Origin of the sequence: uncultured Porphyromonas sp. (assembly GCF_934359325.1) — a bacterium.
Lineage (GTDB): Bacteria > Bacteroidota > Bacteroidia > Bacteroidales > Porphyromonadaceae > Porphyromonas_A.
Genome location: NZ_CAKRLH010000025.1, coordinates 1 through 13656, shown reverse-complemented (window position 1 = coordinate 13656; position 13656 = coordinate 1). Strand labels below are relative to the sequence as shown.

12 protein-coding genes and 1 pseudogene are annotated in these 13656 nt (G+C 54.1%); all 13 read left to right on the top strand.

What is annotated here, in order from left to right; genetic code table 11:
- Window positions 1-663 (top strand): succinate dehydrogenase/fumarate reductase iron-sulfur subunit (locus Q0F21_RS02150; RefSeq protein ID WP_297236957.1); only part of this gene is annotated, 663 nt, incomplete at its 5' end.
- Window positions 664-924: 261 nt separating this feature from the next.
- Window positions 925-2217 (top strand): serine hydroxymethyltransferase, encoded by a 1293-nt coding sequence (gene glyA / locus Q0F21_RS02145; RefSeq protein WP_297126844.1) that lies wholly within the window; start codon window positions 925-927, stop codon window positions 2215-2217.
- Between the two features lie 35 nt (window positions 2218-2252).
- Complete coding sequence (locus Q0F21_RS02140; RefSeq protein ID WP_297236955.1) at window positions 2253-4661, top strand: family 20 glycosylhydrolase; 2409 nt, start codon at window positions 2253-2255, stop codon at window positions 4659-4661.
- Between the two features lie 261 nt (window positions 4662-4922).
- The gene (locus Q0F21_RS02135) at window positions 4923-5204 is read left to right on the top strand and encodes an HU family DNA-binding protein (protein WP_297236953.1); all 282 of its coding nucleotides are present in this window, start codon (window positions 4923-4925) and stop codon (window positions 5202-5204) included.
- A gap of 367 nt (window positions 5205-5571) precedes the next feature.
- Window positions 5572-7278 (top strand): Rne/Rng family ribonuclease, encoded by a 1707-nt coding sequence (locus tag Q0F21_RS02130; protein ID WP_297236951.1) that lies wholly within the window; start codon window positions 5572-5574, stop codon window positions 7276-7278.
- A gap of 464 nt (window positions 7279-7742) precedes the next feature.
- Window positions 7743-8393 carry a redox-sensing transcriptional repressor Rex gene (locus Q0F21_RS02125; protein ID WP_297236949.1) on the top strand — a complete coding sequence of 217 codons (651 nt, stop codon included), beginning with the start codon at window positions 7743-7745 and terminating at the stop codon, window positions 8391-8393.
- Window positions 8390-9001 (top strand): hypothetical protein, encoded by a 612-nt coding sequence (locus Q0F21_RS02120; RefSeq protein ID WP_297236947.1) that lies wholly within the window; start codon window positions 8390-8392, stop codon window positions 8999-9001. The genes Q0F21_RS02125 and Q0F21_RS02120 overlap by 4 nt, the downstream gene beginning before the upstream one ends.
- Window positions 8998-10152 carry a PorV/PorQ family protein gene (locus Q0F21_RS02115; RefSeq protein ID WP_297236945.1) on the top strand — a complete coding sequence of 385 codons (1155 nt, stop codon included), beginning with the start codon at window positions 8998-9000 and terminating at the stop codon, window positions 10150-10152. Before Q0F21_RS02120 ends, Q0F21_RS02115 begins: the two co-directional genes overlap by 4 nt.
- Window positions 10152-10637, top strand: coding sequence for a 2-C-methyl-D-erythritol 2,4-cyclodiphosphate synthase (gene ispF, locus Q0F21_RS02110; RefSeq protein ID WP_297236943.1), 486 nt, complete (start codon window positions 10152-10154; stop codon window positions 10635-10637). Before Q0F21_RS02115 ends, ispF begins: the two co-directional genes overlap by 1 nt.
- 59 nt (window positions 10638-10696) lie before the next feature.
- Entirely contained in the window at window positions 10697-11050 is a 354-nt protein-coding gene (panD, locus tag Q0F21_RS02105) for an aspartate 1-decarboxylase (protein WP_297236941.1), read from the top strand.
- A gap of 5 nt (window positions 11051-11055) precedes the next feature.
- Window positions 11056-12861, top strand: coding sequence for an arginine--tRNA ligase (gene argS / locus Q0F21_RS02100; protein WP_297236939.1), 1806 nt, complete (start codon window positions 11056-11058; stop codon window positions 12859-12861).
- 24 nt (window positions 12862-12885) lie between these two features.
- On the top strand, window positions 12886-13338 hold the full coding sequence (locus tag Q0F21_RS02095; RefSeq protein WP_297236937.1) for a dCMP deaminase family protein: 453 nt from the start codon (window positions 12886-12888) through the stop codon (window positions 13336-13338).
- Window positions 13339-13352: 14 nt separating this feature from the next.
- Window positions 13353-13656: pseudogene (locus Q0F21_RS02090) on the top strand (hypothetical protein); the annotation flags it as partial.

The window sequence follows — 13656 nt, the reverse complement described above, 5'->3', positions numbered from 1 at the left end:
AATGCTTCCTTCCTCGAGATGATCGATATGCTCAATGATCAGCTCATCCGCGAGGGTAAGGATCCGGTCGTCTATGACAATGACTGTCGCGAGGGTATCTGTGGTGCCTGCTCGATGTACGTGGATGGTCACCCGCACGGTCTGATCCCCGGAGCGACCACCTGTCAGCTCTATATGCGTAACTGGAAGAGTGGCGACACCATCACCGTAGAGCCATGGCGCTCCGCCGGCTTCCCGGTCATCCGCGACCTAATGGTGGATCGCTCCTCGTTTGATAAGATCCAGCAGGCCGGCGGCTTCATCTCGATGAATGCCGGATCGGCTCCTGATGGAAATGCGATCCCTGTCTCGAGGGTTAATTCTGAGCTTGCCATCGACGCTGCCTCCTGCATCGGCTGTGGTGCCTGTGTAGCAGCTTGTAAGAATGGCTCTGCCATGCTCTTCGTCAGCGCCAAGGTGAGTCAGTTTGCTCTCCTTCCCCAGGGTAAGGTAGAGGCAAAGAAGCGTGCCCGTGCGATGGTAGCTAAGATGGACGAGCTGGGATTTGGTAACTGTACGAATACCCGTGCCTGTGAGATGGAGTGTCCGAAGAGCATCTCGATCTCCAATATCGCACGTCTCAATCGCGAGTTTATCAAGGCTAAATTCGGTCAGATAGACTGATAGAAGCTAATCCCCTTCTGATACTACGGAGAGGTTCCCGCAAATGGAGCCTCTCCTTTTTTGATCCTATGATAGAGCTTTCGTAGCACTTCTCCGAGCACGTGCTGTGTCTACAATGATGATCTGATGTCCTTGCCTTAAGCATGCGCCCATTTGCATTGTTAGGCTCGCTAATTATCATTAGATTTGCATAGGGGAGTAGGAGATTCAAAGTATTGAAGTAATATACTGTAAACCAATAAACTTTCAACCTTTTTCATCATGAAAAGAGATCAACAGATTTTTGACCTGATCGACCAGGAGCGTCTGCGCCAGAAGCGCGGTGTGGAGCTGATTGCGTCAGAGAACTTCGTTAGCGAAGAGGTGCTCCGCGCTATGGGTAGCATCATGACCAACAAGTACGCTGAGGGCTATCCCGGCAAGCGCTACTATGGTGGCTGTCAGATCGTGGATCAGAGCGAGCAGCTGGCTATCGATCGCATCAAGAAGCTCTACGATGCTGAGTATGCCAACGTACAGCCTCACTCCGGCGCTCAGGCCAATATGTCTGTCTTCCAGGCTTGTCTCAATGCGGGCGACACCTTCATGGGTCTCAACCTCGATCACGGTGGTCACCTGACCCACGGCTCGCTCGTCAATGCCTCCGGTATCCTCTACCACCCCGTTGCCTACGGTGTACGTAAGGAGGACGGTCGTGTCGACTACGACGATATGGAACGCAAGGCTAAGGAGACCCACCCTAAGCTGATCGTCGGTGGTGCCTCTGCCTACTCTCGTGAGTGGGACTACAAGCGTATGCGTGAGATCGCAGATAGCGTAGGCGCTATCCTGATGATCGATATGGCTCACCCTGCCGGGCTCATCGCTGCCGGTCTCCTCGCTAACCCGGTGAAGTATGCCCACATCGTCACCTCCACGACACACAAGACCCTGAGAGGTCCGCGCGGGGGTATCATCTTGATGGGTAAGGACTTTGAGAACCCATGGGGCAAGGCTACCAAGAAGGGTCGCGTAAAGATGATGTCTGAGCTGATCAACTCTGCCGTCTTCCCCGGAGTGCAGGGTGGACCTCTAGAGCACGTGATTGCTGCCAAAGCAGTTGCTTTCTACGAGGCTCTGCAGCCTTCTTTCAAGACCTACCAGACTCAGGTGCATGCTAATGCTGTAACCATGGCAAATACCTTCCTTGAGCTGGGCTATGACGTGGTCTCCGGAGGTACCGATAACCACCTGGTGCTGCTTGATCTCCGCAAGAAGTTCCCCGAGCTGACCGGTAAGGAAGCCGAGGATGCACTGGTGAAGGCTGACATCACGGCCAATAAGAATATGGTTCCCTTCGATGACCGTACTCCCGCCAAGACGAGCGGTATCCGCATCGGAAGCCCCGCAGCTACGACCCGTGGACTGAAGGAGGGAGACTTCAAGACCGTCGTACACTGGATCGATGAGATCCTCAGCAATCCTACCAGCGAGGAGGTGATCAAGAAGGTCCGCTCTCAGGTCAATGAGCTGATGGAGGATCGTCCCCTTAATGTATGGGAGGATCGCGACTAATTCATTCATTACTTAAGCACATTAATATCGACTTAATGAGATTCATCAAGCATGTGGTCGTGGCTTTTGCCGGCATGCTTCTCTTTTCCGGTTGTGGAAATGGTGTGGAAAAGTCTCTCGATGAGGCTCCCTATAATCAGGGGATACACATCATTCCTCAACCGGTAAAAGTGAATGTAGGCCAAGAGCAGGGTCGCTGGACACTGACCTCTTCGACTAAGATTATCGCAGACGAGAGTCTTGCCATTGTCACAGACTTCCTTAAGGACAAGATCGCGAGCTCGACCGGATACGATCTGTCCGTGGAGCCTACGAGCAGCAACCCCGCCAAGGAGATCCGCTTCGTCATCGTGACTGACGAGGTGATCCCGCACGAGGAGGGTTACTCTCTCGACGTGACCTCTGAAGGTGGTGTCCTGATCCAGGCCTCCACTCCGCGCGGTGCCTTCTGGGGTATGCAGTCTCTCCTGCAACTCTTCCCGGCTGAGATAGAGAGCCCCTCTAAGGTCAGTGCTAAGAACTGGACCGTACCCTATGTCAGTATCGAGGACTACCCGCAATTTAGCTATCGTGGTCAGCATGTGGATCCGTGTCGTCACTTCCAGACGATCGATGACGTGAAGAAGACCATCGATGTCCTCTCTATGCTCAAGATCAATAAGCTCCACTTCCACCTCACCGAGGATCAGGGATGGCGCATTGAGATCAAGAAGTATCCTCGCCTCACGGAGGTGGGCGCAGTGCGTACGGAGGGTGACGGCTCGACCTATGGACCCTACTTCTACACACAGGAGGAGATCAAGGATCTTGTTGCTTATGCCGATGCTCGGTTTGTGGAGATTATCCCTGAGATTGAGCTGCCCGGTCATGCCGTCTCTGCCCTCTCAGCCTATCCCTGGCTGGGATGCAAGGGGGAGGACTTCCCCTACGAGGTGCGTAACATCTGGGGAATCTCCAATGAGGTGATCTGTGCCGGTAAGGACTCTTCGATTGAGTTTTACAAGGACGTACTGACGGAGGTGATGCCTCTTTTCCACACTGATTTCATCCACATCGGTGGCGATGAGGCACCCAAGACTGAGTGGAAGCGCTGCCCCAATTGTCAGAAGCGGATCCGTGAGCAGGGACTCAAGGATGAGGACGAGCTACAGAGCTGGTTTATCTCCCAGATCGGTATCTTCCTCAGCGAGCACGGCAAGCGGATGATCGGCTGGGATGAGATCCTCGAGGGTGGCATCCCGGAGAATGCCACGATCATGTCGTGGCGTGGTGAGCAGGGCGGTATCAATGCGGCCAAGGCCGGTCACGATGTAATCATGACCCCCTCATCTCATGGTTTTTACCTCGACTACTACCAGGGCGATCCCAATGTTGAGCCTGTGGCTCTCTGCTGTCGATCGACCCTGTCTCAGGTATACGCCTACGTGCCCATCTCCGAGCATATCACTCCAGAGATGGCACCCCATATCCTCGGCGTGCAGGGCAATAACTGGTCGGAGTATATCCCCGATGGCAAGCACGCTCAGTATATGGCTCAGCCCCGTATGGCTGCGATCGCTGAGGTGGCGTGGTCTCCTGTAGAGCAGAAGGACTTTGACGGCTTTGTTGGCCGTCTCGAGAACTTCACCGCCCGTCTCGGACTCCATGACTACAATTACTTTATCCCACAGCCTGAGCAGCCCGACAATCGGAGCATCGACTGTGTGACCTTTACTGGTGAGAGTGTGACGATCCCCTTCGGGACCGTTTACCCGGTGCACAAGATCATCTACACGACCGATGGTACCGATCCGGAGGAGGGCAGTGCTCTGGAGTACTCTGAGCCCCTGACCTTCTCCTCCGACACGGAGCTGAGGATCCGCTCTCTGACTCAGAGCGGTGCCATGAGCCCTGTGCGTATCATCACGATACGTCGTCAGGACTATGCGCCCGCTGTCGCTGCCACTGCTGATGGGTACGACTCTGGTCTCGACCTGAGGACAGTCCGCAAGCAGTTCAAGTCCTCTGACGACCTAGAGTCCTACTCGGGTGACGACGCTGTAGTCCTCCACGGAGTCAAGCTCAGTGAGAGTGGAGAGAATGTCTACAAGCAGCAGATGGAGGAGCACCTGATGAGTAATGTCAACTGGAATGCTCAGGACTACTCCGGCTATGTGATGATCCCTGAGGCTGGCGTATACCGCATCCGCTGTAGCAGCGACCGTCTCTGGCTCGATGACAATATGATCATCGACAACACCGGTGTCTGCAAGCGCAATACCCACTCCGATGTGACCCTTGCGCTTGCTCAGGGACTGCACAAGATCCGCTTCACTCAGGTACTGGACTTTATCGGAAACTGGCCCAGCGGATTCTATGACCAGAGACCCTACATAGGTCGCTTCGACAAGGGTGAGCCGCTTAAGACTGTCCCAGACGAGGCTTATTTCTGTGACAAGAAGTAATCAATCTAACTAACCTACAAGGGGGTGCATCTGCGAGAGGGTGCGCCCCCTTCTATTTATTACCGGATCCTCGTGAGAACCTCGATAAGGGGTGTGAAGTCTGAATTTATAGTGATAGCTAAGAAGTTACGGGTCAGATGCGATGGGAAATGGTTAGGGGAAAAGGGTAAAAAGGTGTATCTTTGCGTACTCTTTGCATAGATGCCGGGAGTAGCGGGGTGGGATTAGAGTAGTAGTAATCCAAATTATTTGCAGCATATTATGATAAAAGCAGACCTTGTCAATGAGGTTTCCAAGAAGACCGGGATCGAGCGCAAGCTCGTCATGGACACGATCGAGTCGACTATGGATGTGATCAAGGAGACTATGATCAATCAGGAGAACGTCTACTTGCGTGGCTTCGGCAGTTTTGTCGTTAAGGAGAGGGCAGCCAAGACCGCACGTAACATTAGTAAGAATACGACCATCCAGCTGCCGGCTCGTAAAGTCCCCACCTTTAAGCCCTCGAAGACCTTTGCTGAGAAGGTAGACAAGAATAAGTAATCCTATCTCTCTATAGTCGCCCAGAGTGACTTCGGAGAGTGTTCTATAAATTTAATAGTAAGTATTATGCCAAACGGGAGAAAGAAGAAGAGACATAAAATGTCTACGCACAAGCGTAAGAAGAGACTGAGAAAGAACCGTCACAAGAAGAATAAGTGATCGCTCTACCCTGTACTTCTGACTTCAGTCTCATATAGAGATCTGACAGTAATGAGTGCAGTGTGCTCATTTTACGCCTTGAATGGTTTTGAGAGTGAGTCTCTACGGGAAGCGGTTTGATAGTCGCATACTCATGTAGGCTCGCTCTTGTTTTTTATTAATAGGCTATCGGCCACACGGCCGTAGCCGAATGATTAGATTTACTCGTGTGAAAAGTCAACTTGTCATCGATGTGCGACCGAAGGAGGTCCTCATCGCGGTCCTCGAGGATCGTAGACTGGTGGAGCTCCGGAGAGAGAAACAAAACATCTCTTTCTCGGTGGGAGATATCTATCTCGGCACGGTGAAGAAAGTTATGCCCGGTCTCAATGCCGCCTTCGTCGACATAGGGCACCAGAGGCAAGCGTTTCTCCACTACCGTGACCTGGGAAGTAGCTTCCTGACAGCTCAGAGCTTCCTCAGCGCACAGCGTAAGTATGGTAAGAGCTTTTCTCCCGAGCGAGTAAAACTGGAGAAGCCTATCCCCAAGACCGGGGACATCGCCGATCAACTCAAGGCCGGTGATGAAGTGATGGTCCAGATCACCAAGGAGGCCATCTCCACCAAGGGTCCCAGGCTCTCTGCAGAGCTCTCCTTTGCGGGACGCTACTTAGTCCTTATCCCCTTTGCGGACAAGGTCTCCGTGTCCCAGAAGATAGGGAGCAAAGAGGAGCGGAACAGACTGAAGCAGCTGGTCCTCAGTATTAAGCCAAAGAACGTGACGGTGATCGTCAGGACCTCTGCGGAGGGCGTCAAGGTAGCTGAGCTGGACCATGAGCTTCGTAGTCTGATCAAGAAGTGGACTTCCACCGTCGACAGTCTCAATACCGCCGTCCCTCCCTCTAACTCCAGGAAGAAAGGGCAGGGCAATGGCAGGAAGAACTCCTCTCCCTCCTCTGACGGCAAGCCCTGGCAGATGCTCCATGAGGAGACCAATCGAGTGATCAGCCTCCTTAGGGACACGTATGACTCCTCGCTGAGGGAGGTCTATGTCAATGATCAGAGTATGGTGCGGGAGGTCACGGACTACGTCGATCTTATTGATCCCGGCAAGGGTGATATCGTACGGTTTTACGACGGTCGTAATCCTATCTTTGATCACTTCGACATCACTCGTCAGATCAAGCACCTCTTCGGTAAGATCGTTACCTACCGTCAGGGGGCTTACCTGTACATAGAGCAGACCGAGGCGATGCACGTCATCGATGTCAATAGTGGCAATCGTGCACGTGGATCCTCTCAGCAGGAGGACACCGCCGTGGATGTCAATCTCTCCGCCGCCGAGGAGATCGCTCGTCAAATGCGGCTGAGAGACTTGGGTGGCATCATTGTCATAGACTTCATCGACATGGCTGAGGCAGCCAATAGGCAGAAGCTCTACGAGCATATGATCCAGTGCATGACCAATGATCGAGCCAAGCACACGGTTCTGCCGCTCACGAAGTTTGGCCTCATGCAGATCACTCGTCAGAGGGTCCGCCAGGCGATGATCGTGGAGACGCAGGAGACTTGCCCCACTTGCTCAGGCACAGGTAAGGTACAGCCCACGCTCTTCTTTACCGATAAGCTCGAGCAGATGATCAAGCAGCTGACGCAGGAGGAGGGCATCCGAACCTTCACGCTCCATGTCCATCCTTACGTTGCCGCATTCATCCGCAATCGTCAGGGGAAGGGATTCCTCGGACTGATGGGTACGAAGTCACTCCTCTCCACCTGGAGGACTGCCTATGGTAAGGGCATCGAAGTGCTCCCCGACCAGTCTATAGGGATGATTGACTATGAGGTGACCGACTCAGAGGGTAATGACCTGTCACACTTTCTCGACGAGGACGTGAAAGGTCTGGACCCTGAGGACGCAGAAGCAACTGAGGATTGATAGGGCTGAGACCAGCCCCCATATTACTCGCTCTCGATAAGAGAAGCAACCTAAAGGAACAACAAGTCGGAGTGCCTCCTCAAGTCTGAGGAGAGTACTCCGGCTCTTTTTTGTGCCGTTTCGTCCTCAATTCGTTGCCTATGCTCACGCTTCCAAGGTCTGGAGTGACGGGATAGGTCAGATCCATCAGAACCGCATAGGATGCCCAGAAAACTAACACCGGCATGAGTCTACACTATTACCGGTATTAGTGAACACTAAACCCGATATTAGTGTGAACTAATATCGGGTTTAGAACTAGTGTGTCTTCTCCTTGGTCATACGATCCTTCGGTGAGGTGTGGCATCGAACGGGGTAATTAAGGAGAAAAATCGTAAATTTGGACACCTTGGTCAGGAGATCGTATGACGCTGAGTGCTCAGTGAGCTCGCGTGGTGGACCAAGGGGTCACTGAAACGATAAGTATGAGTAGGAAGAAGCCCAAAAATCAAGTGCCGGAGCCTGTCCTCCGACGTCTGCCGTGGTACCTGGCTTACATAAAGCTGCTGCAAGCACGAGGAAAGGAGGTGGTCTCCAGTACCTATATTGCTCGAAGCATCGGTATCGATCCGTCGCTGGTGGCGAAGGATCTCTCGTATGTCAATATCGTGGGCAAGACGCGGGTGGGTTACTCGACTGATGAGATGGTAGAGGTGCTGGGTAAGTTCCTCGGCTTTGTGGATCAGCACAGGGCATACGTCTTTGGGTGCGGAAACCTGGGTGCGGCACTGATACGGGATAAGGGACTCTATCAGTATGGTCTGGACATTGTCGCGGGCTTCGATACCAGTCCTGAGGTGATCGGGGATGACTCCCTCGGGGTGCCGATCTACGACATGGCAGACCTCGAGTGTAACGTCCGGGATGATGTACGCATCGGTGTACTGACGGTGCCGGTGGAGTTTGCTCAGGAGGTGACCGACCAGCTGGTGGCGTATGGCTTTAGGGCGATCTGGAACTTTACCCCCTTCCGTATATCGGTGCCGGAGGGTGTGGTGGTGGAGAATCTCTCGATGTATGCCAGCCTTGCAGTGATGTTCAATAGAGTCAGCTCCATGGATCACGAGGAGTCATGAAGGTATTCTGTACGGACTTCTCTCGCCTCAGCCGTTCGGGGCTGTCGGGGTGTCCTCTGATGGAGGATCTCTATCTCAGAGGGGATCACACACTACTGAATAGTGGTAAGCGAGTGATGATCACCTCCTGGATGAGGGGTCTCTCGTATATGCCTCAGCTCGTAGTGAGGATGGACCGAGCGGGTAAGGGATTTGAGCCGCGCTTTGCCGATCGGTACTACCACCAAGCGGCGATTGGGCTCGCTCTGGCAGACAGAGAGTTGCTGGAGGAGCGCCTTCGGTCGGGGATGGATCCGGGGCTGTCGTACTCCTTTGATGGCTCACTGGCGCTGACCCGCTTCCTTTCTCTCGAGGAGCTTAGCGGTGCTTCATTATCGATATTAGAGAGCGATGGAGCTGTGCAGCTGGATGAGCCTCTCGAGTCCCTCTCTCTACCCTCTCGGGAGAGGATCAATGAGGTGGTGTCGGGTGTGGCTCAGCGCTTCCTCCTCAAGACTGGCGACTGCCTCTGCTTCCCCCTGTGGAGCGGGTACCGCTCTCTGGAGCGGGGGCGCTACCTATTCGTTGCGGAGGGGGATAAGGAACTACTTAGTATTGGAATCGAATGAATACAGACAAGAAATGGATGGCGCTAGCTCTCCTGCTCCTCCTGCCGTACGCTCCTCTGCTTGCGCAAGAGAGGGTGGGCGATGAGCCGCAGGATAGAGTCTGGGCTCCTCGGGTGACAGGTGCGCCGTCGCTCCTGATCACTCCCGATGCTACCTCGGCCGGCTTGGGGGAAACTGGTCTGCTGGCTGCACAGGGTGCCTTTGCTCTGATGCACAATATGTCCCTCCTCCCGTTCTCTGAGGAGACGTGGGGCGTGTCTCTCTCCTTTACCCCCTGGATGCCGGATCTCTCACGAGATACCAACCTCTCAACGCTCCTTGGCTACTACTCTATTGACGGGGCATCCGGCCTGCGGCACTCGATCGCAGCGGGGGTGAGGTACTTCAGTGTCGGTCAGACGCTCGCATTCCCCAAGAGCCAGCGGACTGTCTTGGAGACGCGACCCTATGAGCTCTCCGTCGATCTCGGGTATGGACTGCGGATACTGCCGTCACTGAGTATGGGAGTGGGACTCCGGTACTTTGTCTCGGATTACAATATCTCTCAGAACGGAGTCTCGAGTCTCGCGCAGACTGTGATGGGGGACCTGAGCCTCACGTACAGTCAGCCGGTCTCCATCGAGAGACTATCGACTGAGCTTACCGCAGCCCTTGCAGTACGTAATATTGGAGGAAAGATTTCTCATGATGGAGGACTCTCCTACCTTTACTCTCCGGCTACTCTGGACTTCGGCGTGGGTGTGCGACTTCACCTGACCGAGTCGGATGAGCTCTCTCTCCTGATCACCGGGGATAAGCTTATGGTCCCGCAGTACCCTACCGCCGGACAGGGTGGGAGTAGTCTGGATGAGCAGCGCAAGGCATACTATAAGCTCTCGCCCTGGGAGGCGATCGGAGAGTCCTGGAGCGATCCCGATGCCTGGCGTGACCTCGGCTGCTCTCTGGGTCTTCAGTATGCATACAAGGGTAGAGCCTTCGGCAGAGTCGGGTACAGACACCAGAACTCCAATGCCGGACTCGGGACCGGTCTCTCTCTCGGAGGGGGATTCCGCTACGAGATGGTGCAGTTGGATCTTGCATACTTCGTGGCTCAGGATAGCAAGTCACCGCTCAATAACACGCTTCGAGTAACCCTGAGTACAGACTTCTGATGAGCGTACCTAAGATACGAGTTGGCTACGGATATGACGTCCACCGCTATGTGGAGGGACGTAAGCTGATCTTGGGAGGTGTCACTGTCCCTGCCGAGAGAGGGCTTCTCGGACACTCTGATGCCGACGTGCTGCTACATGCTATCGCTGATGCCCTCCTCGGTGCGGCAGCTATGCGAGATATAGGCTACCACTTCCCCGACACCGACCCGAGATACGCCGGAGCCGACTCCGTGGTGCTCCTCCGGGAGGTCTTTCGGCTCCTCCTTGAGAGAGGCTATAGGGTGGGTAATATAGATGCAACGATCGTGGCGGAGGCGCCTAAGCTTAGTCCCTTTGTCCCTCGGATGCAGGAACGGATTGCAGAGACGCTTGACCTGTCTGTGGATGAGGTCTCCATTAAGGCCACCACCAACGAGCGGATGGGCTTTGTGGGGCGAGAGGAGGGGATGGCCGCCCACGCAGTTGTCCTCATTTATCAGTAATGAGAAGAGCTAAAAAAGAGCTAATTTTGCGTCCGGAATTACCCTAAGCCAGCTAGTCAATGTATATCGGAGTACTAAAGTCCAAGATTCATCGGGTCCACGTCACCGAGGCAAACCTCAATTACGTGGGAAGTATCACCATCGATGAGGAGCTGATGGATGCAGCCCACCTGATCAGAGGAGAGAAGGTGCAGGTGGTCAATAATAATAACGGCGCTCGGCTGGAGACCTATGTGATCCCTGGGGAGCGAGGCAGCGGGACAATCTGTCTCAATGGTGCCGCAGCCCGACACTTCCTACCGGGCGACATCGTCCTCATCATATCCTATGCGCATATGACACCGGAGGAGGCTCTCAACTTCGAGCCAACGGTTATCTTCCCCGATACAACTACTAATAAACTTGTCGACTAATCCATATGACTAATAGATCTTATCATACCCTTGAGAATCATCTCCAGACAGCGGTCTCGGAGGCTCTGAAGTCCCTCTTCGATATAGACCTCTCGCCTGAGAAAGTACGGCTGGATCCCACTCGGAAGGATCAGGATGGGGACTTCACCCTAGTCGTTTTCCCATTCCTCAAGCAGGCTCACTTGAAGCCTGAGGAACTGGGCAGTGCCGTGGGTGACTACCTAACAGCTCACTGCCCTCGGATGATCCGGAGCTATAATGTGGTCAAGGGATTTCTTAATCTCTCCCTCACCTCTGCCCTCTATGTGGATCAGCTTGGCGAAGTGACGGATCAGGAGCACTTCGGCACCCGGACTGCAGGTGAGGATGCTCCACTCTATATGATCGAGTACTCCTCGCCCAATACCAATAAGCCGCTTCACCTCGGGCATGTGCGGAATAACCTCCTCGGGTACAGTCTGGCGCAGATCCTGGAGGCGAACGGCTGTCAGGTGATCAAGACCAATATCGTCAATGACCGAGGTATCCACATCTGCAAGTCGATGCTGGCGTGGCTCAAGTGGGGCGACGACATTACGCCGGAGAGCTCGGGCAAGAAGGGGGATCACCTGGTGGGAGACTTCTATGTCCTCTTTGATAAGCATTACCGGGCTGAGGTGAAGGAGCTGATGGACTCTCAGGGACTCTCTAAGGAAGAGGCCGAGGCAGCCAGTCCGCTGATGAAGGAAGCGCGCCAGATGCTCGAGAAGTGGGAGGCCGGAGATGAGCAGGTTCGCTCGCTATGGAAGCGGATGAACGACTGGGTCTATGCCGGATTTGACGAGACTTACAAGCGGCTGGGTGTCGACTTCGATAAGATTTACTACGAGAGCGACACCTACCTCGAGGGTAAGCAGGAGGTGCTTCGTGGACTGGACGAGGGACTCTTTGTTCGGGATGAGGACGGTTCCGTTTGGGCTGATCTGCGCGAGGACGGGCTGGATCGAAAGATCCTGCTCCGCTCCGATGGCACCTCGGTCTACATGACTCAGGATATCGGCACGGCAAAAATGCGCTTCACTGACTATCCGATCGACCACATGGTCTACGTGGTGGGCAATGAGCAGGAGTACCACTTCCAGGTCCTCTCCATCCTGCTTGATAGGCTCGGCTTCCCCTTCGGCAAGGAGCTTGTCCACTTCTCCTATGGTATGGTGGAGCTGCCCAACGGCAAGATGAAGAGTCGCGAGGGTACGGTCGTCGATGCTGATGATCTGATGCAGGCGATGCATGAGGAGGCGCATAATGTGAGCGAGACGCAGGGGCAGATCAAGGAGCTCCCCGAGGATGAGCGCAATGAGGTCGATGAGATCGTCGGCATGGGCGCTCTGAAGTACTTCCTCCTTAAGGTCGATCCGCGGAAGAACATGATGTTTGACCCGGAGGAGTCCATTGACTTCAATGGCAATACCGGACCATTCATCCAGTATACCTATGCACGTATCTGCAGTCTGGTCAGCAAAGCTGGTGATCGAATCAACTGGAGAGGTGCCGCACTCGAGCTGGAGGAGAAGGAGAAGTCGCTCGTGCAGGCGATCGACCGCTTTCCGAGCGTGGTGTCAGCTGCTGCGGATGATCTCAATCCTGCTGCGATCTGCAACTACACCTTTGACTTAGTAAAGCTCTACAATCAGTTCTATCACGACTGTCCTGTGCTTCGGGAAGAAAATGCGCAGCTCCGCTCCTTCCGTATTAGCCTGAGTGAGGAGACCGGAAAGGTGATCAAGACTGCCATGGGGCTTCTCGGTATACAGGTACCCAAGAGGATGTAACGCTCCTGTTAGCACGACAAGGCTATGGCTCTATTTCACGAGGAAAAGAAGCAGCTGGAGGTCGACAAGAAGTACCTCCGGATGGCGCGCATATGGGCGGAAAACTCCTACTGCACGCGGCTCAATGTGGGAGCACTCATCGTCAAGGACAAGATGATCATCTCCGACGGATATAACGGCACACCGTCAGGATTTGAGAACAAGTGCGAAGACGATGAGGGCAAGACAAAGGCCTATGTGCTTCATGCCGAGGCCAATGCGATAACCAAAGTCGCCGCCTCCAATAATAACAGCACCGGAGCGACTATCTACGTGACAAACTCCCCCTGTATGGAGTGTGCTAAGCTCATCATCCAGGCAGGGATACGAAGGGTTGTCTATGCGACTCAGTACCGAATCACTGAGGGCATCGATCTACTTCGTCAGGCAGGCATCGCGGTGGATCATATCGACATAGACTCTTCCGAAGATCTCTAACGGCACGTCTGGCTATGACAAAAGAATCTGTCCGTAATATACTCGCTACCCTCCTCGTAGTACTTGCGACACTTCTCCTGGCCGGGGGCGGGTATTATCTGGGGCGTTATAGGGCAGGACTTGGGAAAAACTCCGCCCTGGGTAAGCTCCAGGCATCACTTGATCTGATCAATACTCAGTATGTAGACGAGGTCTCAAGTGACAGCTTGGTGGAGACCCTAATCCCGAGCCTCATGTCTCATCTCGATCCTCACTCAAGCTACCTGACTGCAGAGCAGCGGAAGAAGGAGCGAGAGGAGCTGGAGGGCTATTTCTACG